The following is a 19,644-nucleotide window of genomic DNA, read 5'->3' on the forward strand; positions in this document are numbered from 1 at the left end:
GGATGAACCGGTTTTTCATTCGGTCGGTGCTGATTGCGCTTTCGCTATTACCTCATTCACTGCCCGCGACTGCCAGCGAAGGGAGTTGCTACGGCTACCTTACTGAGCTTGTCAGGAGCAGCGATTTTCCGTTCCGTTATGTCGGCAAGGACAAGGTCAATTTGCTGATCGACGAAGACGACGGTGAAGTAGTGCGCGCTCAGTTGTTTTTCGACACCGACGGCAGCGGCACGATTGGCTGGATCAAATACACCCCGGCTATCCACGAATTGCTCAACACCTCGGCCGAGCTGGATGAACCGGTGGCGTTGTCATTCGACGCCAAGTTTGCGGACGGCTATGCGAAGTGCTTGGCGGAACAACAGGCTGGTTAACGGCGAAAAGGATTAGCTATGGCCAGCCTTAAGTGGGTGTTGATGATCGGCAGTTTGTTCAGCGCTACCAATGTCTTTGCCGTTGACCCGCCAATAGTGGGAGCCGCCGGAAACACAGTGACGTTCCAGGCTAAAAAATGGACGTCACCCGTCGTGGAATCTACCACTGCCTGGTTCACTGCGAATGGAAAAACGTTCCCGTTGTTCCATGCCGGCATTGCTGCCCAGGCTTATCCCGAATGGCTCAGCCCTGACAAAAAATTTCTACTGGCGACTGCGGTGGAGTACGGCGTAGTCATCGGTGAGAACGGTGAGGAAATAGCGACATCACAAGGGCATTGCGATGTGATCTCGATGGAAACCGGTTGTGTGCTTGCTGAGAGTTACGAGCGGTTTTGTGAGGGAAAATGGGTAGGCAAGCAATGGGTTTCCGAAGAGGGCGGGGTGCTCAATCCTGTCTTGGAGACTAAGTCACCCAAGGACCTGCTGAAATATGCTTCGAGTATCGAGCCCGCACAGTCCCGCGCAGAGTCCATCGAATCGAGCCTGAACTTTCTAAGTCCAGAGTCCTACATGGCGTGCCATCCCCCGGCGCAAAATGTTCGGGTCTACAACGACCTCGGTTTTTATCTGGCCGAGGGCGGTAACGATGAGCTGGCGTTGAAGTTTTATCGCGGCGTTGAGGCCATTGGTAAACGCACGGTACTGATGTTGAACATTGCCGACTCGCTCTGGCGCCTTGATCGCAAAGATGAAGCGCAGCGCTATTACAGCCAGTACCGCGACGCGATGAGCGCCGATGGCAAGGCGCAGAAAATACCCCAACGTGTCGTTGAGCGATCTGCCATTCAGGGAGTGAAAAATTGAACATGTTTGCGCGTTTTATCGCGTTGTCCTTTGGGTGTCTGTTTGCCTCCTGCGCGATGGCCGGAGACGACTGCAAAGAAATCACCGTGAGCGCCCAGGTCGATCGGTGTGTGGAGGCAGCCCGCAAGGAAGCCGACACGCAACTCAATGCCAGCTACAAGAAACTGCTGGGACGGTTTGAGACTCAACAACGGCGTGACCCTGAGCAGGGTAAGGCGCTGGTCGCAATGGCCAGAGAGTCCCAGCGCGCCTGGATCAAGCTGCGCGACACCACCTGCCCACTTGAAGCCACGCAAATCGAGCCTGGGGTGGCAGCGCATGTCACGACGATCAACAACTGCATGGCCAGACTGAGTCTGGAGCGTGCGGCCTACCTGGACACAATCGTCGCTGATGAGCCGGGTAATGTGGTCGATCTCAACAAGGTGTACCTGTCCGGCTCCCAGCGCTTCGGCGATATCGTGGCACGTTATGTCAGCACCTTTGGCAGCCCATGTCTGACGGTCCAGATACTGGCGCCGAACGGCGGTTGGAGGGTGCTGTCCTCCAAGCGGTTTTGCAGTTTCGAGGGCAAGGCATTTTGGACGGACTATGCCGATGCCGGGTTTGAGGATCATGTGTTTGCCGAGGATGGGTTGCACGTGACGCTCAGTTTGATGGAGCTTCGCGGGCTCGGAGAGAAGCGCCTTGCCTGTGTGATACCGATTCAGAATGAGCAAATCAAAGAGCTGAAATGCGGCGCGCCTGAATCATCGTAAAACCATCAGCGTAATCATTTGAAGATTGATCAACAGGGAAGTGAGTGGAATTGGCCAAGCTCTTAAGTTGTATGGGTGCGTTCGGGCTCATGGTTGGCCTGTCGGCTCAGCCGTCATTGGCGGAGGATCCACAAACCATTGGTGAGTTGCATCCACCAGTAGTTGCTTCCGTAGGCGATCAAAAGATCACGGTGTTCTTTTTGAAGAACAACCTTAAAGATCTGGAGAGGGTGATTCACGTGCCTGATGCCGAAATTTTCTATGCACCCATAAATACGGTGACGCCTTCGTTGAATTATGTGTGGAAGGTCGAAGGCGAGCAGATCGCCTCGGTGTTCTTTTTTGAGCGCAAATTCCCTGAGCGGGCGGGGAAGTCCATGTTTGTTCTGACGGAGTCACGTGAGTCGAACAGCGGATTTCGGGGCGTTTCCTATTCAACCCAGGAGTTGCACCTCGTCGAGAGTGGAGGTCGGCTGTCTTTGGAGTTTTTTCGCGGCAATGCCTATCCCCCTGAATTGCAGAACTGTTATGAAGGTCGTGACTTGGATAAAGGGGTAGACGTGGAGTGCGCATACAAAGACGCGGCAAGTATTAAGAAGTTTCTGGCCATTCAGGATGCGAAGATGATTGCTGATTCAAAACTGGATCAGGACAACCGCCAGAAGCCAATCAAAACCTATGGCGACTCGGCCGACACCACTTGCCCTTCGACCAACTTTGCAGCATTTCTCACAGCCTTCTCCGAGCGCGTCGATGTGCAGAAATCCTTCGTCCAGCAGCCACTGAAAATGATTACAACTGTCGCCGGCGATCCCGAGCCCGAGATGGAAAAGCGCAGTCTCAGTGGCGATCAACTTAAGTTTCCTGTCATTCCGGATCAAGCAAAGCGAGAGGCCGAGGGCCTGACGTTGACCGTCAAGGAAGCGCGGGACAAAAAAGCGATCGCGATCCTGCAGAAGCCGGATACCGACTATGTCTTCGAATATCGGTTCGTTCGTGGGCAATGTTGGCGGCTGGAAGAAGTGGCGGATTATGCGCTTTAGAAACGCCGCGCTCATCGGCATAAACGCCTTCAACAGAACGGATTCAGAGGGATTTGTGAAGAAGTTATTTTTAGTGCTGTTGTTGGTGTTGCCGTTGGCGGCCCACAGCGAAGTTTCTACACAGGTGAGGTGCTTCCACTCGCTGGAAGGCAAAAACATCAATTTTGAGTTCAGAACCTATTACGACGTGGCCGCCAAATGGAGCGGCGCAAGTGTCAGGTACAGCAAGTCGAAGAAAGCCATTACTTTGGTTCATCACCGAACCGAAGAGTACGTCATGACGGAGAGCGGGCCCTACGAATTCACGACGACTTGGGTGGAAGTTTCAGACGGTGCAGTGACGGGGCAGTATGTCATTGCAACGCAAGGTGCTCGGGTGAACTCGATGCGCTACACGAATTACAAATCCGGCAAGCAGTATTCGTTCGATGAGGACTTCAGTATCGAAGCCTCTCCGGAGACGGGTTGTCAGTGGGGATGAAATCTTCAAGAAAGGGGACTTAACGTCCCCTTTTTTCATCCGCAAATCTCGTTACGACGTGGCTCAATCTCACCCCGTCCTGCCGTTGAGCGATGGCGTAAGTGGCTGAGGCTAGAGGGCCGCGGATTGCTCGGACCAGATAATCAATGTCAGGGTATTTCTGTTGATGTTCAAAAGCCTTCAAACGCCGCTACGCTCTCGACCTTGAAAATTGCCAGTGGTTGTCCATGTCCAAGAGTCGAGGGAACGGGTATCGCTACCAGATTTGGCGATCTGAAGCGCGCAAGGCAGCGGAAGATCTGGCGCGTGGGAACCAGAACCTCATAACCAGAGGTATTGATACAACTCGAATTCAGTACGAGCCCATTACTCCCGTTGCCATCGAAGCGGCCGATCTTTGGGGAGATGAGGCTACCTTGTACCCGTGGCACGATGTGCACCAATGGAAGCAAGCAGACACCCGTGGTTTTGACGTCTCGCTTTGGTTCGATCAAGAATTATGTGGGTTATGTTATGCGTCGCCTCGCAAGAGCAAGCTGTGCATCAAGATTGTGATTCTGGAGGGTAAGCCGGACAGATCTCATCCGTTGCGAGGCACCGTGGCTGCTTTGGCATTAACCGCGATTGAAAACTACGCGATCTTGATTGGCTGTACGGAAATTGAAGTTCAAGAACCAGCCGCCGCTGCTATACCGTTGTATGAGAGTTTAGGGTTTGGCTTTGATCCGACGGGCCGGCTTGTTATTGGGGTTGAGCGGTAATACTATCCAGTCAAATTACGAGACCCGAGAGGTTTCCATGAAAAAGTCCAAACATGAACCCAAGCCTATGATGGCTGCTCGGTTCCAGGCTGAAGCTCGTGAAGTTTTGGCCAAGCGCTCTGGTAAGCGCAGCCGCTTTCTGGATGTTGCGTTGGCCAAAGGTTCTGATTTTGAGCCAGTCGGTCGACTGGCCGGCTGAAGGTTTCGGATTCAAAAAAAAACTGCCGTGATTGGCAGTTTTTTTGTGCCTGGATTTTTACAGGCAGTTGCAGAAAGGGGACTTAACGTCCCCTTTTTTCATCCGCAAATCTCGCTACGGCTTGGCCGCCACGCTTCGCACTTCAATCTGGTCGAGCGTCCCTTCCACCATCAATCTCACCCCGTCCGCCATCCTGCTCAGGGCCAGCGCCACCGAGCGGCGAGAGCCGTGGAGGTCGTCGGCGAGGTCGCAGGCGATGACGCTGATGGACAGGAGGTCTTCGGAGGCGTTGGCCATGAGGGCTTCGGCGTCGGTGCCGGGGGAGAGTTTGAAGAGGCCGTTCTCACGTTTGGGATGTGGATCGACGGCTGGTTTGAAATGGTGGTCGAGGGCGCGCTCGGCGGCTTCGTGGAATTTCTTTGATTCCAGAGATTCGTAGGGCGAAATATCCGGGTTTTCTGGGGGATTGGGTGTTGGTTTGATCATTCGGTCTTACTCCAGTTTAAGGAGCCGACACCGTTTCGCTCGCACTTCGAAAGTGGTGGCAGCTGTGCATAGGTGTGCAAGACCGGTGGAGTAACCCGGCAGACCCGAAGGCCTCCCATACACAGCCGCCATAACGATCCGCGAGCATAGGAAAACGCTCGGCGAATTGCCATAACCAATGTGTACTCCAACCGGACTTGCACGTCCGTATCGCCAATCTGCGGCGACACACAGAGCCTATCGATAGCCAGCCAACTCGCCTAGTTCATGGACAGCACCGCACTTTGCAGGAAATTTCCCATAGATTCGCGGGCCGGAAGATCAAAAGATCGCAGGCTTCGCCGGCTCCTACAGGGATGTGTTTCAACAGGTGTAGGAAAGGTGAGTGGTGAGACGCGGAGCGTCTCGGGATGCATTCCCACGCGGAGCGGGGGAACGATCAGGGGGGGAACATTGAACCGTGACTTGGCAGTCATCGTGCGGGAATTGGTCTGCATCCTCTTCCAACAGTGTCAGATACTGGCGTTATCGTCCGAATCCCTTACACTGCCCCGGCCGTTCATTTTCCTTTTGAGGCTGTGCGCATGAAATTTCGTTTTCTTCTGTGGATGATGGGTTTGTTGATGGGTAAGGCCAGCCGGACAAATCCTGCGTTCCAGCAGCAGTTGGGTGACAAGGATCTGGTGTTTCAGTTGCAGACGCTGGACGGGAAAGTGGCGCGGCATTTTGTGGTCAAGGGTCAGCGCATCACCAGCAAGTCTGGCGTGGTGGCAGAGCCGGCGTTTGCGATTGCGTTTAAAGATGCGGGTTATGGCTTTGCGACGATGCAGGCGAAGAACAAGCAGCTGGCGTTTATGCAGGGGATTCAGGACAAGTCGATCCAGCTCAAGGGCAATCCGGCGCTGGTGATGTGGTTTCAGGGGTTGATGAAGTATTTGGTGCCGAGGAAGGCTAAGCCTAAGGCTTGAGCCTTTGGTGACGCGGAGCGTCACGGGATGCATTCCCACGCGGAGCGTGGGAACGATCAGGGGCGGTCTGGTAGACCGAGTTGGATTCTTCGCGAGCAAGCTTTTAGGCTTGGCTGAACTGCGAGGCCAGTTCGCGTAGCAGGACTTCGGCTTCGAGGACTTTGCTGACGACGTCGTTGGCCTTGTCGCGAGTCAGGCCGACGCGTTCGAGCAGGGCGTCGGGGATGTCTTCGTCGGGGCCGGAACCGATGCCGCGACCGCGCAGCAGGCGTACGGCCAGGCAGACAAGGTTCGGGTATTCGGCGTAGGCGCCGTCGTAGCTTGGGTCGTGCTGGAAGCGCAGGGCGGTTGCCAGTTCGTCTGGCATGTCCCAGTAGCGCATCAGCCACGAGCCGATCTGTTCGCGGCTGATACCGAGCAGGTGTTGCTCGATGTAGCTGTGGCACAGGTGCGGGTTGACCTCCAGGTGGCGGCAGATCAGCGAGAAGTGCGGCGGGAACACGTGGGCCAGCAGCAGGTAACCGAAGTTGTGCAGCAGGCCGGCCAGATAGGTCAGGCCGGCTTCCGGGCGCTGGGCGCGCGGCATGGCGCGGGTCAGGCCTTCGATGACGGCGGCGGTGTAGATCGACTGCTGCCAGTACGGCGTGGTGTGTTGCGGGTGGTCTTTCGGCAGGCTCAGGGTCTTGCCGAGGGCCAGGCCCAGCGCCAAGTTGATCACCAGATCGAAACCCAGCACGCGGACGATTGCGTCTTCCACCGAACGGATCTTGCCCGGCGAGGCGTAGTACGGCGACGCCGCCCAGCTCACCACTTGTGCGGCCAGTGCCGGGTCGGTTTCAACGACGCCGGTGATGTCGTCGATGGTGGCGTTGGGGTCGACGCGCAGTTTGATGATTTTTTGCGCGGTTTCGGCCAGCGGTGGAATCTCGATGGTCGCTTCCAGACGCTGCTGGATGCGTCGCGCGGTGAACGCTTGCACGGCCTGGGTGATTTCCTCGCGGTCATCGTCCGGGCGGTCGAGGTTCGGGCGGATGCTGCTCAGGGCTTCGCCGAAGTTGGCGGCGCTGGCCTTGGTCAGCATGGTCTTGAAGTCTTCGCTGGCGATTTCCAGCAGCAGGCCCGGTTCGCCGGAATTGATCAGCAACTTCGGTTCGCGCAGCAGGCTTTCTTCGTAGAGGCACGGCGAACTGGTGAGCGCCGGCAGGCCCGGTAGCAGGCTCAGGCTGTGTTTGCCGAGCATCTTTTCCAGGCGCTCGGTCGAGACAGCGGTCAGGCGCCGGCCAGTCAGTTCGGCGAGGCGATTGAGATCGAGCAATTGGCTCTGCGGAAACAGCACCATCAGCGCGCCGACGGCGTCGTCCAGCAACACGGCTTGTACCTTGCGCGATGCATTGAGGCCGTGGTGGTCGAGCACTTCTTCGTAGGCGATCCCGAGTTTGCCTAGCAGCAGCCGAATGACAGACGGCGCGTGCGGGGATTCGGGGGCGAGAGCGGCTTCGGTCATGATCTGTATCCGTTTTTGAAACAATGGCAGGAGTATAACCAGCTTGATCAGAACGATCTGTCAGAAACTGCGACGGTGCTCACACTTGGCCGTATTGCTGCCCGTGGCGCAACCAGCGATCGAGTAATGGGCTGACGTGGGTTGGCCAGCGTTCCAGCAGGGCTTGCGCGGCGTCGCGGACGGCGGGCAGCAGGTCGGCGTCGCGCATCAGGTCGGCGACTTTGAATTGCAGCAGACCGGTCTGGCGGGTGCCGAGCATTTCCCCGGGCCCGCGCAGTTCGAGGTCTTTTTCGGCGATGACGAAACCGTCGTTGGTCTCGCGCATGATGCCCAGGCGCTGGCGGCCGATCTGCGACAGCGGCGGATGGTAGAGCAGCACGCAATGGCTGGCGGCGCTGCCCCGGCCAACGCGGCCGCGCAATTGGTGCAGTTGCGCGAGGCCGAGACGCTCGGGGTTTTCGATGATCATCAGACTGGCGTTGGGTACGTCGACGCCGACTTCAATCACCGTGGTCGCGACCAGCAGTTGCAGGTTGCCGGCCTTGAACTCGGCCATGACGGCGGCCTTCTCGACGGGTTTCATGCGCCCGTGAATCAGCCCGACTTTCAGTTCGCCGAGGGCTAGAGTGAGGTCTTCGAAGGTGGTTTCGGCGGCCTGACAGGTCAGCTCTTCGGATTCTTCGATCAGCGTGCACACCCAATAGGCCTGACGGCCTTCGGCGCAGGCACCGCGTACGCGTTCAATGACTTCGACGCGGCGGGTGTCGGTGACCAGCACGGTATTGACCGGGGTGCGACCGGGCGGCAGTTCGTCGAGGATCGAGGTGTCGAGGTCGGCGTAGGCGCTCATCGCCAGCGTCCGTGGAATTGGTGTCGCGGTCATGATCAGTTGATGCGGACACATGCGCCCACCGACGCCTTTCTGCCGCAGCGCCAGACGCTGCTGCACGCCGAAGCGGTGCTGCTCGTCGATGATCACCAGCGCGAGGTTCTTGAACTGCACTTCGTCCTGAAACAGCGCGTGGGTGCCGACCACCATCGGTGTGCCGCTGGCGATCTGCTCCAGCGCGGCGACGCGGTTCTTGCCCTTGAGCTTGCCGGCCAGCCATGCGACTTCAATGCCCAGCGGTTCGAGCCAGCGCTTGAAAGTGATGAAGTGCTGTTCGGCAAGGATCTCGGTCGGCGCCATCAGCGCGACCTGATAGCCAGCCTCCAGCGCTTGCAGTGCAGCGAGGGCGGCAACCACGGTTTTGCCCGCGCCGACGTCGCCCTGAATCAGTCGCAGCATCGGTTCGTGCTGACTGAGGTCGTAGGCGATTTCGTTGCCGACGCGCTGTTGCGCGCCGGTCGGGCTGAAGCCGAGGTTGGCCAGGTATTTCGGCGGCAGCTTTTTCGCTTTCGGCATCGCTGGCGCGCGCAGCGAACGCATGCTTTCGCGTAGACGCTGTTGCGACAGTTGATGGGTCAGCAGTTCTTCGAAAGCGAGGCGATGTTGCGCCCAGTGATGGCCGAGGGCGAGTTCGTCGACGTCGGCATCGGCGGGCGGGTTGTGCAGGTAGCGGATCGCATCGGCCAGCGGCGCCAGTTGATAGTCGCGGGCGAGTTCGGTCGGCAGCCAGTCGGGCAGGGTGTCTGGCTTGAGCAGGGTCAGCGTCTGCAGGCATAACTGACGCAGGCGTGCCTGGGTCAGGCCTTCGGTGAGCGGGTAGACCGGAGTCAGGGTTTCATCGACTGGCGGCGGTTCGTCACCGGTAATGGCGCGGTATTCCGGGTGGTAGATTTCCAGCCCTGATGCGCCGGACCGGGCCTCGCCGTAACAGCGAACGCGGGTGCCGCGCTTGAGGCCTTCTTTCTGTGCGTTGCTGAAATGGTAGAAGCGCAGACTGAGACCGCCGGTGCCGTCCTGCAGACGCACGACAAGGCTGCGCCGGCGGCCCATGACCACGTCGGCGCCGCTGACGGTGCCTTCGACCACGGCATCCTGTCCCGGCCGCAAATGGCCGATCGGCACCACGCGGGTGCGATCCTGATAGCGCAGCGGCAGGTGGAACAGCACGTCCTGGAGATTTTCCAGGCCGACTTTGGCCAATTTCTCGGCCATGGCTTCGCCGACACCCTTGAGTGCCGTCACCGACACTTGCGACAGCTCCGTCATGACGCTCGCTTAACCGGCTGTAACCGGTGCCGCTGGCTTGGCCACCGAGCACAGGCGAATGGAGTCGGCGAGGATCTCGATGGCTTTCGGCCGTGGGAAACTCGCGCGCCAGGCAATGGCCACGGTGCGGAACGGCACCGGTGGCGACAGTGGGCGCACTTCGATCACGCCCGGGGCGTAGTGATGGCTGTCGACGGCCGACAACGGCAGGATCGAAATGCCCAGACCGGACGCGACCATGTGGCGAATGGTTTCCAGCGAGCTGGATTCGACCGTGGTGTGCTTGGCGCCGTCGTTGCCCTTGGTCAGGGTCGGGCAGGCTTCCAGCACTTGATCGCGGAAGCAGTGCCCTTCACCGAGCAGCAGCAGGCTCTTGTCGTTGAGCAGGCCGGCATCGATGGTTTCTTTTTGCGTCCACGGGTGCTGCGCCGGCATCAAGACGTAAAACGGCTCGTCGTACAGCGGCAGGGTCAGCACGTCGGCTTCGTTGAACGGCAGGGCGATGATGATCGCGTCGAGCTCGCCGTTGCGCAGTTTGTCGCGCAGCACGTGGGTAAAGTTTTCTTCGATGTACAACGGCATCTGCGGGGCGACCCGGTGCAGTTGTGGAATCAGATGCGGGAACAGGTACGGGCCGACGGTGTAGATCGCGCCGACTTTCAGCGGCGCGGTCAGCTGGTTCTTGCCGGCCTGGGCCAGTTCGCGGATGCCTTGTGCTTGCTCCAGCACTTTCTGAGCCTGGGCGACAATGCCTTCGCCAACCGGGGTCAGGCGCACGGCGCTTTTGCTGCGCTCGAAAATCAGCACACCGAGTTCGTCTTCAAGCTTTTTCACGCCCACCGACAGGGTCGGCTGGCTGACGTGGCAACGTTCGGCGGCGTGGCCGAAATGCTGCTCTTGGGCGAGGGTAACGATGTAGCGTAATTCTGTGAGGGTCATAGCAAGCGTCCATGAAGATGCGGGCCAAGCATACCGGCTGCAATCGATAGACGCACGTTATCAGACTGAGTGGGGAGTGCGACACCGGGCAATGTAGGTTTGCCGCGCGCACATACGCAAAAAGGCACCTTTCGGTGCCTTCTGACTGGGTTCTCTTGGCTGGCGGAGAACCGTGTGGGAGCTGGCAAGCCAGCTCCCACAGTTATTGCGGTGTTCCTTAACGGCGGCGTTCGAGGGAATAAACAAACGGCGCAACAATTTCGATCGAGCCGTTGTTCAGCATGTCAGCCGGTGGCTTGGGCAGCGGTTGTGCGCGGCGGATCATTTCCAGGGTGGCCCGGTCCAGATCAGCGTTGCCGGAGCGGCCCACCAGTTCGAACGACAGCACATTACCTTCGCCATCTACCACAAAGCGCAGACGGTTCAAGCCTTCCTTACCGCGTGCCTGAGCACTGGCCGGGTACTTTTTGTACTTGGCCAAATGCGCGAGCAGGGTGCCTTGCCAACTGGCCTTGGCAGCCATCTGAGCAGGCGACGGACCCGGTGCAGGCTGGGCGGATTTCTCCGTTGGTGCCTGGGTCGGTTGCGTGTCGGCCGGTTTCTCCTCGGAAGGTTTTTCCTTCGGTGGATCAGGCAGCTTCTTCTCGACCGGCTTCGGCGGTTTAGGCTTGGGCTTCGGCTTGGGTTTCTGCACCGCGATTTCAGCTTTCGGTGCTTCGGCCAGCTTCGGAATCGGCAACTCTTCCACCGGAGCCGGTGGCTGCGGCGGTGTGACGACTTTCGGCGGAGCAGGCGGTGGCGGGGCCGGAACCGGGGCCAGCTCGACCATCATTGCCTGCGGCGGCAACTCGATGGGCGGGCGGGCGGTCCAGTTCAGCGCCAGCGCGATGGCCAGCGCATGAACGCCCAGCACCACGGCCAGGCTACCGCTGTAACGCGTCAGCTTATGGCGCGTCGTGATCATTTTTTGGCTGCCGTCTCAAGTCCGACCAGACCGACCTTCAGGTAACCGGCGCCGCGCAACTTATCCATCACGCTCATCAGGTCGCCGTAATCCACGCCTTTATCGGCCTGGAAGAAGATCGTGGTGTCTTTCTTGCCCTGAGTCTTGGCGTCGAGCACGGCGCCAAGGGTCTCGGGCTTCACTTCGTCTTCACCAATGAACAGGCGCTGGTCAGCCTTGACGCTGAGGAACACCGGTTTCTCTGGCCGCGGCGCCGGTTTGGCGGTCGAGGCAGGCAGGTCGACTTTGATGTCCACGGTGGCCAACGGAGCGGCCACCATAAAGATGATCAACAGCACCAGCATCACGTCGATGAACGGCGTGACGTTGATTTCGTGGTTCTCGGCCAGATCGTCGTCTGCGCCTTCTTTCAAATGCAGGCCCATGGCCGATTACCCCACTTTAACCATGTGCGGCTGCGAGCTGCGCTCAGGCTGGTGGTCGAGGTCGCGGCTGACCAGCAGCAGGACTTCTGCCGATGCGTCGGAAACCTGCGCCTTGTAACCGGCGATGGAGCGGGCGAAGACGTTGTAGATCACTACCGCTGGAATCGCGGCAACCAGACCCAGTGCGGTGGCCAGCAGTGCTTCAGCAATGCCGGGCGCGACGACAGCAAGGTTGGTGGTCTGGGTTTTGGCGATGCCGATGAAGGAGTTCATGATGCCCCACACGGTACCGAACAGGCCGACAAACGGCGCGGTGGAACCGATGGTGGCGAGGACGCCGGTGCCGCTGCTCATGTTGCGACCGCAGGCCGCTACCAGACGTTCGAGACGGAAGCTGACGCGTTCCTTGATGCCTTCTTTCTCGCGGCTGTTGACCGACAGGCGCATCTCTTCGAGCGCGTCGTGCACCAGCAGGTTGGCGAGAGTGCCTTCCTTGCCGGCGGTGGCGCTGGCTTCTTTAAGGGTGGTGGCTTTCTTCAGGGCGGCGATTTCGCCACGCAGACGACGCTTGGCGCCCATCAGCTCGAAGCCTTTGGCGATCCAGATGGTCCAGGTGATGATCGAAGCGATGGCCAGACCGATCATCACGATTTTCACGATGATGTCGGCGTTCTGGTACATGCCCCATGGCGACAGGTCGTGGGCCATGCCCAGGCTGTTGTCGGCTTCGAGAACTTCAGGGACATCGGCAGCGTCAACCGCTTGCACCGGATCGGTAGCGGCCGGGGTAGCAGGAGCGGCGGCTGGTGCGCTTTGCTCGGTGGCGGCTGGCGTTGCAGGTGCCTGGGCGTCGGCGAAAGCGGCGGTCGGTGCCAGCATCAGGCTGAGCAACAGAGCCGCCACCGCGCTCCAGGCGCGAGGTCGATTGGTTGGCGAAGCGGGGATTTGATTACGTGTCATGCTGGCCGGACCTGAGATAGAAAAACGGTGATGCTCTACCAGGCCTCGTAAGGCCGAGAACAAAAGTGACGTGCATTATTGCAAGTAATTCTTGTTAACAAAAGTAATAGAGTATCTTTTTTTCCTTCATTGCTAGCCGCTCGTCCTGTGCCAGCGCTAGTCTGTGCCTTTCCGATAGGAGTTTTTTGATGTCCGCGCCTTCTGTTTTGATTGCCGGTTGTGGTGATGTCGGCAGTCGTCTGGCCAAGCAATTGCTGGCGGCTGGCTGGGAAGTTCATGGCCTGCGTCGGGATGTTTCGAAGCTGCCTGATGGGGTGATCGGCGTTGCTGGCGACCTGTTCAACGAAGACTGCCCGGCGACCTGGCCGGTGGGGGCGGTGGATTATCTGGTGTATTGCGCTGCAGCGACTGATCACGATGAGGCCGGTTATCGCGCGGCTTATGTGCAGGGTTTGCAGAATGTCCTGAGCTGGCTGGAGGATTACGGTCAAGTGCCTGAGCGACTGATCTTCGTTTCCAGCAGCAGTGTGTATGGGCAGCAGGAGGGTGAGTGGGTTGATGAGACATCCGAGACCATTGCTTCTGGTTATTCCGGGCGGTTGATGCTGGAAGCGGAGCAGGTGGCGCTGAACAGTGGCATTCCTGCGAGCATCCTGCGTTTGACCGGCATCTATGGCCCGGGCCGCGAATGGCTGTTGACTCAAGTGCGTCGCGGTTATCGCGTGGCGGTCGAACCGCCGCTGTATGGCAATCGGATTCATGCTGACGATGCGGCCGGGTTGCTGGCATTCCTGTTGGAGAAGGCTCGGCAGGGCGTGAAGCTTGAGGATTTCTACATCGGTGTCGACGATGCACCGGCGCCATTGGCGGAAGTCGTGGGCTGGTTGCGTGAGTATCTGGGCGTTACCGAGTGGGCGGAAGATGCCAGCGTGCGCCGTACCGGCAGCAAGCGATGCAGTAATGCGCGGGCGAAAGCGTTGGGCTGGACGCCAACGTACCCAAGTTACCGCGAAGGTTATGCCGCCATTTTAGAAGGGCGCTGCTGACTTCCAAACACCACAAAACGAATGTGGGAGCGAGCTTGCTCGCGAAGAGGGCTTAACATCCAACATCTCTGTTGGCTGTTGCACCGCATTCGCGATCAAGCTCGCTCCCACATTTGATCTTCAGCGGTTTCAGAAGCGGGTTACTGTTTTTCCAGCAACCACTTGCGCTCACCTGCGGTGAACTGCGGTTGTTCGTCCGCTTGAGCGGTGTTCACCGCTTGCAGGATTTCCAGCTCTTTGCCCTTGCGCACAAAGATCCAGTTATTGCCCTGGCCGTTCTGCTGCAACCACATGCTGTCGTTGGTGCTGCTCATCGATGCGCAGTCACCCGCCAGGCACAAGGCATAACGGTCGGCACCCGGCAAACCGGAAACCTGGCCATCGGCCTGGAACTGCACCGTTTCGCCTTCGCCCTGTCCACTGGCGATTTTCCAGCTGCCGCCCATGTACGCGGAATACAGTGCACGTTCGAAGCTGGCGCCAATCGGCGCGCCTTCCGGCACCGGAATCTGTGCACGGTCGAAAACCTGCTCGGGTTCGTTCTCGCTGGCGGCTTGCTGCAGTTGCCCGCCGTCGCGTTTCAGCTCACTGGCGGAGCTGCCATAGAAGTCGACTTTCCAGGCGCCGGATTTCTCACCCAGCAGCCGTCCTTCGACGTTCTCAAAACCGTTGGTGTAGCGGGCCTGGCCGGCCTTGGTGTTGACGTCCCACTCAAGGTTCGGGCCGTAAGCCTGAAGCGCTTCGCGCAGGGGGCCGCCCTTGGCTGCGGCATCGATCGCCACCTGATTGATCCAGGTGCCGCTGATGTCACGGTCGGCAGGGTTGCTGGCGCAGCCGCCGAGGAAAATGGCGAGCAGCGGGAGAGCTAGCGCTTTGCGCATGGTGGAATCCTTTCAAAACCTTTTCTTGCAGCAGTCGGCGCGGCGTTTGAAGGCCGCGCCGTGCGCATCACTCGATGACCAGAATGGCATCCATTTCAACCTGCGAACCCTTTGGCAGGGCGGCAACGCCGATGGCGGCGCGGGCCGGGTATGGCTGGTCGAAGTACTTGCCCATGATCTCGTTGACCTTGGCGAAGTGGCTCAGGTCGGTGAGGAAAATGTTCAGTTTGACGATGTCCTTGAACGAACCGCCAGCCGCTTCGGCCACGGCCTTGAGGTTCTCGAACACCTGGACGGTCTGGGCTTCGAAGCCTTCAACCAGTTCCATGGTTTTTGGGTCCAGAGGAATCTGACCCGACATGTAAACGGTGTTGCCAGCCTTGATCGCCTGGGAGTAAGTACCAATGGCGGCCGGGGCCTTGTCGCTGGTGATAACAGTCTTGGTCATGTATGACTCCTTGTTAGGGTTGCGTTATGCACGCATGCGGGTGATGCGAATCACCCCGGTCAGGGCGCGCAGCTTCTTGATCACGCGGGCCAGGTGCACACGGTCGTGGACGCTGACCACCAACTGGACCACGCTGATGCGACCATCGCGTTCGTCCATGCTGATTTTCTCGATATTGCCGTCGGCCGCGTTGACGCTGCTGGCCAGCAACGCGATCAGGCCGCGCTGGTGTTCCAGCTCGACGCGCAGTTCGACGTTGAATTCGCCGGTGACATCCTTGGCCCACGAGAGCTGGATGCATTTTTCCGGGTTGTGCCGGATTTCGCTGATGTTGCGGCAGTTGTCCAGGTGCACGACCATGCCTTTGCCCGCCGACAGGTGCCCGACAATCGGGTCGCCCGGAATCGGCGTGCAGCACTTGGCGTAGCTGAGCACCAGGCCTTCGGTGCCGCGAATCGCCAGCGGGCCTTCCGGGCTTGGCAACTGTTCACCTTCGCCGAGCAGCCGTCGGGCAACGACGTAAGCCATGCGGTTGCCCAGGCCAATATCTTCGAGCAAGTCTTCGATCAGTTCGAGGCGGTACTCGGTGAGCATCGCCTTGACGCGTTCGGCCGGGATCTTCTCCAGCGAACTGTCGAAACCATTGAGGACTTTATTCAGCAGGCGTTCGCCGAGGCTGATGGATTCGGAGCGGCGTTGCAGTTTCAGCGCATGGCGGATGTGCGTGCGCGCCTTGCCGGTGACGACGAAATTGAGCCACGCCGGGTTCGGTCGTGCGCCGGGAGCGCTGACGATCTCGACCGTGGAGCCGCTTTGCAGCGGTTCGGACAGCGGTGCGAGACGACGGTTGATCCGGCAGGCGATGCAGCTGTTGCCGACGTCGGTGTGCACCGCGTAAGCAAAGTCGACCGCCGTGGAGCCTTTCGGCAGCTCCATGATCCGGCCTTTTGGCGTGAACACGTAGACCTCGTCCGGGAACAGGTCGATCTTCACGCTCTCGATGAATTCCAGCGAGTTGCCGGCACGTTGCTGCATTTCCAGCACGCCTTTGACCCACTGGCGGGCGCGGGCGTGAGTGCCTTTCGGCTGCTCGTCACCGCTGGATTTGTACAGCCAGTGGGCGGCGATGCCGTTGTTGGCCATCTCTTCCATTTCGCGGGTACGGATCTGGATCTCGATCGGTACGCCATGCATGCCGAACAGCGTGGTGTGCAGCGACTGATAGCCGTTGGCCTTGGGGATCGCGATGTAATCCTTGAAGCGCCCCGGCAACGGTTTGTACAAATTATGTACAGCACCCAGTACGCGGTAACAGGTATCGACCTTGTCGACGATGATCCGGAACGCATAGACGTCCATGATCTCGTTAAAGGCCCGACGCTTGCCGCGCATTTTCTTGTAGATGCCGTAGAGGTGTTTCTGGCGACCGCTGACTTCGCCCTGGATACCGTCGATAGCGAGGCAATGGCCAAGGGATTCTTCGATCTTGTTGACGATTTCCTTGCGGTTGCCCCGGGCGCGCTTGACTGCCTGGTAGATCCGCGCGGAACGCATCGGGTGCATGGCCTTGAAACCGAGGTCTTCGAATTCGATGCGAATCGCATGCATGCCCAGCCGGTTGGCGATGGGCGCGTAGATTTCGAGGGTTTCCTTGGCGATCCGGCGGCGTTTTTCGCCGGACAGCACTTCCAGCGTGCGCATGTTGTGCAGGCGGTCAGCGAGTTTGACCAGGATCACGCGAATGTCGCGCGCCATGGCCATGGCCATTTTCTGGAAATTTTCAGCCTGGGCTTCGGCCTTGGTCTCGAAATTCATCTGGGTCAGTTTGCTGACCCCGTCGACCAGTTCGGCCACGGTTTCACCGAACTGCGCTTGCAGCGCTTCTTTGGCGATACCGGTGTCTTCGATCACGTCATGCAGCATCGCCGCCATCAGGCTCTGATGGTCCATGTGCATGTCGGCAAGAATATTGGCCACGGCAAGAGGATGCGTGACGTACGCCTCGCCGCTGCGACGGCGTTGACCGTCATGGGCTTGTTCGGCGTAGAAATACGCTCGGCGGACCAGGTTGACCTGGTCGTTGCCGAGGTAGGTCGATAAGCGATCGGCGAGGGCGTCTATGCTCGGCATGATGATTCCTGCCGTAAGCTGTGACCCCGCGCCGTGCTACGTCGACCAGGCATAGGCTTAGACGGCCTCGTTGGACTCGTCCTCGAACGCTGCGAACAGCGGTTCATCCTGGACGATTTCCTGCTCGGCGATGAACTCGTAGCTCATCAGGCCTTCAGCGATTTCACGCAGCGCTACAACGGTAGGCTTGTCGTTTTCCCACTGAACCAGTGGCTCTTTGCCGCCGGTGGCCAGTTGACGGGCACGTTTGGTAGAGAGCATGACCAGCTCAAAACGGTTTTCCACGTGGTTCAGGCAGTCTTCAACGGTTACGCGGGCCATGGTATTCCTCGGAGCGAATGCAATATGCGCGCTGCCCGGTTGGGCGAGCGGACTCAACAGTTTAAAAAATCACCAGCGATTAGGGAAGCGCTGATTTTTTGACCAAGCCCTTCAACGCGCTGCAAGCACCAATGTAAAGCGCTTGCAGCGGTTTTGGGAAGCACTGATTAACCGAGCAATTCGGCCAGTAATTTGCCGTGAAGCTGCTGCTGGCGCTTCTGAATCAGCTGATTGGCGCGGAAAATCGCCTTCAGATCGTCCAGTGCATCGGCAAAATCGTCGTTGATGATCAAGTAGTCGTATTCGACGTAGTGGCTCAACTCGCTCACCGCTTCACGCATCCGCCCGTCGATGATTTCGTCGCTGTCCTGGCCTCGGTTGGTCAGGCGCGAATGCAACGCTTGCAGTGACGGCGGCAGGATGAAGATCGAACGCGCCTGCGGCATCAGCTTGCGCACTTGCTCGGCGCCTTGCCAGTCGATTTCCAGAATCAGGTCGTGACCGGCGTCCAGAGTTTGTTGCAGGTGGCTTTGCGAGGTGCCGTAGAGGTTGCCGAAGACTTCGGCGCGCTCGAGGAAATCGCCATGCTCGCCCATCTTCACGAACGCTTCACGCGAGACGAAGTGATAGTTCACGCCGTCCACTTCACCCGGGCGCATGGCGCGGGTGGTGTGCGAGACGGAAACGCGAATTTCCGGTTTGGCGTCGGTCAAAGCCTTGACCAGGCTGCTCTTGCCCGCGCCCGATGGGGCGGAAATGATGTATAGGGTGCCGGTGCTGTGGGTCATGTCGGGGTTGCCTTACTCAATATTCTGCACTTGTTCGCGCATCTGCTCGATCAACACCTTGAGGTTGACGGCGGCTTGGGTGCTGCGCGGATCGAAGGCCTTGGAGCCCAGTGTGTTGGCTTCGCGGTTGAGCTCCTGCATCAGGAAGTCCAGGCGACGCCCGGCTGCACCACCGGACTTGAGCACCCGGCGCACTTCGATGATGTGGGTGCTCAGGCGATCCAGTTCTTCAGCCACGTCGCTCTTTTGCGCGAGCATGACCATTTCCTGTTCCAGGCGCTGCGGATCCATCTCTGCCTTCATGTCGGCAAAGCGGTCGAGGACTTTCTGGCGTTGGGTGGCGAGCATCTGTGGCACCAGCTCACGCAGGGTCACGACGTCTTCTTCGATCGAAGTCAGGCGCTCGTTGATCAACCGGGCCAGCTCCGCGCCTTCGCGCTCGCGGCCGGCCTTCAACTCTTTCAGACCTTGATTGAACAGGTCCAGCGCGTCGGCGTTCAACGCCTGAGGGTCCGTCGCATCACCGACCAGCACGCCGGGCCACGCCAGCACTTCCAGCGGGTTCAGCGCTGCCGGGTTTTTGATCAGGCCGGCGATAGTTTCGGCGGCAGCGACCAATTGCGCGGCGCGGTCGCGGTCGACTTGCAGCGGTTTGCCGGTGCTTTCTTCGGTGAAGCGCAGGGTGCATTCGAGTTTGCCGCGCGACAGGCCTTGACGCAGCGCTTCACGCACCGCGCCCTCGAGGTCGCGGAGCGATTCAGGCAGGCGCAAGTGTGGTTCCAGATAGCGGCTGTTGACCGAGCGCAGTTCCCAGCTCAGGGTGCCCTGTGCGCCGGCTTTCTCGACGCGGGCGAAGGCGGTCATGCTGTGCACCATGGCGGTGACCTCGCAAATGCAGATCGGCGCGAAACCTGAGTTCCGCTGGCGCGATATCAATGAATTTAAGCCGACTGGCAGCAAAGGCGCAGGATTGTAGCGCAGTGCGGCGAATGCGCCCAAACACACGGTGTGACAAAGGGCTGCAGCCCGTCGGTAATGCGTGTTTCAGGGCCTTCGATCGTCGGTCGGGATTTTTAACGAGTGCCCAGGCGCGGTGCAGCGCTCTATAATGCTCGGCAGTTTTCCGTCCCCAGTACAGGTATTCCC

At 59.2% G+C, this 19,644-nt stretch carries 22 protein-coding genes; 9 read left to right on the plus strand and 13 right to left on the minus strand.

Annotated features, from left to right (window positions below; translation table 11 throughout):
- The first annotated feature begins 2 nt into the window (after positions 1–2).
- The 7 genes from WA225_RS25245 to WA225_RS25275 all read left to right on the plus strand — a co-directional run bounded on the left by WA225_RS25245 (position 3) and on the right by WA225_RS25275 (position 4,483).
- The gene (locus WA225_RS25245) at positions 3–374 is read left to right on the plus strand and encodes a hypothetical protein (protein WP_422610109.1); all 372 of its coding nucleotides are present in this window, start codon (positions 3–5) and stop codon (positions 372–374) included.
- 18 nt (positions 375–392) lie between these two features.
- Positions 393–1,241, plus strand: a complete 849-nt coding sequence (locus WA225_RS25250; protein WP_422610110.1) for a tetratricopeptide repeat protein — start codon at positions 393–395, stop codon at positions 1,239–1,241.
- 2 nt (positions 1,242–1,243) lie between these two features.
- On the plus strand, positions 1,244–1,999 hold the full coding sequence (locus WA225_RS25255) for a lysozyme inhibitor LprI family protein (RefSeq protein ID WP_422610380.1): 756 nt from the start codon (positions 1,244–1,246) through the stop codon (positions 1,997–1,999).
- A gap of 44 nt (positions 2,000–2,043) precedes the next feature.
- On the plus strand, positions 2,044–3,042 hold the full coding sequence (locus tag WA225_RS25260; RefSeq protein ID WP_422610111.1) for a hypothetical protein: 999 nt from the start codon (positions 2,044–2,046) through the stop codon (positions 3,040–3,042).
- Positions 2,972–3,523: a hypothetical protein gene (locus WA225_RS25265; protein ID WP_422610112.1), complete on the plus strand. Its 552-nt coding sequence runs from the start codon at positions 2,972–2,974 to the stop codon at positions 3,521–3,523. Before WA225_RS25260 ends, WA225_RS25265 begins: the two co-directional genes overlap by 71 nt.
- Before the next feature lie 227 nt (positions 3,524–3,750).
- The gene (locus WA225_RS25270) at positions 3,751–4,284 is read left to right on the plus strand and encodes an N-acetyltransferase (protein ID WP_095113212.1); all 534 of its coding nucleotides are present in this window, start codon (positions 3,751–3,753) and stop codon (positions 4,282–4,284) included.
- Between the two features lie 37 nt (positions 4,285–4,321).
- Positions 4,322–4,483 (plus strand): hypothetical protein, encoded by a 162-nt coding sequence (locus WA225_RS25275; RefSeq protein WP_163012154.1) that lies wholly within the window; start codon positions 4,322–4,324, stop codon positions 4,481–4,483.
- Positions 4,484–4,597: 114 nt separating this feature from the next.
- On the opposite strand, the gene WA225_RS25280 is transcribed toward WA225_RS25275, so the two are convergent.
- Positions 4,598–4,969, minus strand: coding sequence for a DUF6124 family protein (locus WA225_RS25280; RefSeq protein ID WP_077575052.1), 372 nt, complete (start codon positions 4,967–4,969; stop codon positions 4,598–4,600).
- 584 nt (positions 4,970–5,553) lie between these two features.
- Here WA225_RS25280 and WA225_RS25285 point away from each other — a divergent pair.
- Positions 5,554–5,937: a helicase gene (locus tag WA225_RS25285; RefSeq protein WP_422610113.1), complete on the plus strand. Its 384-nt coding sequence runs from the start codon at positions 5,554–5,556 to the stop codon at positions 5,935–5,937.
- Between the two features lie 103 nt (positions 5,938–6,040).
- Here the strand turns inward: WA225_RS25285 and WA225_RS25290 are convergent, their stop codons facing one another.
- The 6 genes from WA225_RS25290 to exbB form a co-directional block, all read right to left on the minus strand.
- On the minus strand, positions 6,041–7,441 hold the full coding sequence (locus WA225_RS25290; RefSeq protein ID WP_064116442.1) for an aminoacyl-tRNA deacylase and HDOD domain-containing protein: 1,401 nt from the start codon (positions 7,439–7,441) through the stop codon (positions 6,041–6,043).
- Between the two features lie 79 nt (positions 7,442–7,520).
- Positions 7,521–9,596: an ATP-dependent DNA helicase RecG gene (gene recG / locus WA225_RS25295; RefSeq protein ID WP_422610114.1), complete on the minus strand. Its 2,076-nt coding sequence runs from the start codon at positions 9,594–9,596 to the stop codon at positions 7,521–7,523.
- Between the two features lie 9 nt (positions 9,597–9,605).
- The gene (locus WA225_RS25300; protein ID WP_007920331.1) at positions 9,606–10,535 is read right to left on the minus strand and encodes a hydrogen peroxide-inducible genes activator; all 930 of its coding nucleotides are present in this window, start codon (positions 10,533–10,535) and stop codon (positions 9,606–9,608) included.
- 217 nt (positions 10,536–10,752) lie between these two features.
- Positions 10,753–11,499: a TonB family protein gene (locus WA225_RS25305; protein ID WP_034152067.1), complete on the minus strand. Its 747-nt coding sequence runs from the start codon at positions 11,497–11,499 to the stop codon at positions 10,753–10,755.
- Positions 11,496–11,924: a TonB system transport protein ExbD gene (gene exbD / locus WA225_RS25310; protein WP_422610115.1), complete on the minus strand. Its 429-nt coding sequence runs from the start codon at positions 11,922–11,924 to the stop codon at positions 11,496–11,498. The genes WA225_RS25305 and exbD overlap by 4 nt, the downstream gene beginning before the upstream one ends.
- 6 nt (positions 11,925–11,930) lie before the next feature.
- Entirely contained in the window at positions 11,931–12,884 is a 954-nt protein-coding gene (exbB, locus tag WA225_RS25315) for a tonB-system energizer ExbB (RefSeq protein WP_422610116.1), read from the minus strand.
- Between the two features lie 188 nt (positions 12,885–13,072).
- Here exbB and WA225_RS25320 point away from each other — a divergent pair, with 188 nt between their 5' ends.
- Positions 13,073–13,930 carry an SDR family oxidoreductase gene (locus WA225_RS25320; protein WP_422610117.1) on the plus strand — a complete coding sequence of 286 codons (858 nt, stop codon included), beginning with the start codon at positions 13,073–13,075 and terminating at the stop codon, positions 13,928–13,930.
- A 140-nt stretch (positions 13,931–14,070) separates the two neighbouring features.
- On the opposite strand, the gene WA225_RS25325 is transcribed toward WA225_RS25320, so the two are convergent.
- The 6 genes from WA225_RS25325 to WA225_RS25350 form a co-directional block, all read right to left on the minus strand.
- Positions 14,071–14,811, minus strand: coding sequence for a hypothetical protein (locus WA225_RS25325; protein WP_422610118.1), 741 nt, complete (start codon positions 14,809–14,811; stop codon positions 14,071–14,073).
- A 67-nt stretch (positions 14,812–14,878) separates the two neighbouring features.
- Positions 14,879–15,259, minus strand: coding sequence for a RidA family protein (locus WA225_RS25330; protein ID WP_003229509.1), 381 nt, complete (start codon positions 15,257–15,259; stop codon positions 14,879–14,881).
- Positions 15,260–15,283: 24 nt separating this feature from the next.
- Complete coding sequence (gene spoT / locus WA225_RS25335; RefSeq protein ID WP_007920338.1) at positions 15,284–17,389, minus strand: bifunctional GTP diphosphokinase/guanosine-3',5'-bis pyrophosphate 3'-pyrophosphohydrolase; 2,106 nt, start codon at positions 17,387–17,389, stop codon at positions 15,284–15,286.
- A gap of 57 nt (positions 17,390–17,446) precedes the next feature.
- Complete coding sequence (rpoZ, locus tag WA225_RS25340; protein ID WP_016985812.1) at positions 17,447–17,710, minus strand: DNA-directed RNA polymerase subunit omega; 264 nt, start codon at positions 17,708–17,710, stop codon at positions 17,447–17,449.
- 167 nt (positions 17,711–17,877) lie between these two features.
- Positions 17,878–18,498, minus strand: a complete 621-nt coding sequence (gmk, locus tag WA225_RS25345; RefSeq protein ID WP_422610119.1) for a guanylate kinase — start codon at positions 18,496–18,498, stop codon at positions 17,878–17,880.
- Between the two features lie 12 nt (positions 18,499–18,510).
- Positions 18,511–19,374 carry a YicC/YloC family endoribonuclease gene (locus WA225_RS25350; RefSeq protein ID WP_422610120.1) on the minus strand — a complete coding sequence of 288 codons (864 nt, stop codon included), beginning with the start codon at positions 19,372–19,374 and terminating at the stop codon, positions 18,511–18,513.
- Positions 19,375–19,644 lie beyond the last annotated feature (270 nt).

This window comes from Pseudomonas sp., from assembly GCF_049300855.1.
Classification (GTDB): domain Bacteria; phylum Pseudomonadota; class Gammaproteobacteria; order Pseudomonadales; family Pseudomonadaceae; genus Aquipseudomonas.

Coding starts and splice junctions, on each gene's coding strand:
- WA225_RS25325 (WP_422610118.1), bottom strand. CDS start 14,811: ATGCGCAAAGCGCTAGCTCTCCCGCTGCTCGCCATTTTCCTCGGCGGC.
- WA225_RS25245 (WP_422610109.1), top strand. CDS start 3: ATGAACCGGTTTTTCATTCGGTCGGTGCTGATTGCGCTTTCGCTATTA.
- WA225_RS25305 (WP_034152067.1), bottom strand. CDS start 11,499: ATGATCACGACGCGCCATAAGCTGACGCGTTACAGCGGTAGCCTGGCC.
- spoT (WP_007920338.1), bottom strand. CDS start 17,389: ATGCCGAGCATAGACGCCCTCGCCGATCGCTTATCGACCTACCTCGGC.
- WA225_RS25270 (WP_095113212.1), top strand. CDS start 3,751: ATGTCCAAGAGTCGAGGGAACGGGTATCGCTACCAGATTTGGCGATCT.
- WA225_RS25290 (WP_064116442.1), bottom strand. CDS start 7,441: ATGACCGAAGCCGCTCTCGCCCCCGAATCCCCGCACGCGCCGTCTGTC.
- WA225_RS25280 (WP_077575052.1), bottom strand. CDS start 4,969: ATGATCAAACCAACACCCAATCCCCCAGAAAACCCGGATATTTCGCCC.
- rpoZ (WP_016985812.1), bottom strand. CDS start 17,710: ATGGCCCGCGTAACCGTTGAAGACTGCCTGAACCACGTGGAAAACCGT.
- WA225_RS25330 (WP_003229509.1), bottom strand. CDS start 15,259: ATGACCAAGACTGTTATCACCAGCGACAAGGCCCCGGCCGCCATTGGT.
- WA225_RS25285 (WP_422610113.1), top strand. CDS start 5,554: ATGAAATTTCGTTTTCTTCTGTGGATGATGGGTTTGTTGATGGGTAAG.
- WA225_RS25275 (WP_163012154.1), top strand. CDS start 4,322: ATGAAAAAGTCCAAACATGAACCCAAGCCTATGATGGCTGCTCGGTTC.
- WA225_RS25255 (WP_422610380.1), top strand. CDS start 1,244: ATGTTTGCGCGTTTTATCGCGTTGTCCTTTGGGTGTCTGTTTGCCTCC.
- gmk (WP_422610119.1), bottom strand. CDS start 18,498: ATGACCCACAGCACCGGCACCCTATACATCATTTCCGCCCCATCGGGC.
- exbB (WP_422610116.1), bottom strand. CDS start 12,884: ATGACACGTAATCAAATCCCCGCTTCGCCAACCAATCGACCTCGCGCC.
- WA225_RS25300 (WP_007920331.1), bottom strand. CDS start 10,535: ATGACCCTCACAGAATTACGCTACATCGTTACCCTCGCCCAAGAGCAG.
- WA225_RS25250 (WP_422610110.1), top strand. CDS start 393: ATGGCCAGCCTTAAGTGGGTGTTGATGATCGGCAGTTTGTTCAGCGCT.
- WA225_RS25265 (WP_422610112.1), top strand. CDS start 2,972: ATGTCTTCGAATATCGGTTCGTTCGTGGGCAATGTTGGCGGCTGGAAG.
- WA225_RS25350 (WP_422610120.1), bottom strand. CDS start 19,374: ATGGTGCACAGCATGACCGCCTTCGCCCGCGTCGAGAAAGCCGGCGCA.
- exbD (WP_422610115.1), bottom strand. CDS start 11,924: ATGGGCCTGCATTTGAAAGAAGGCGCAGACGACGATCTGGCCGAGAAC.
- WA225_RS25320 (WP_422610117.1), top strand. CDS start 13,073: ATGTCCGCGCCTTCTGTTTTGATTGCCGGTTGTGGTGATGTCGGCAGT.
- recG (WP_422610114.1), bottom strand. CDS start 9,596: ATGACGGAGCTGTCGCAAGTGTCGGTGACGGCACTCAAGGGTGTCGGC.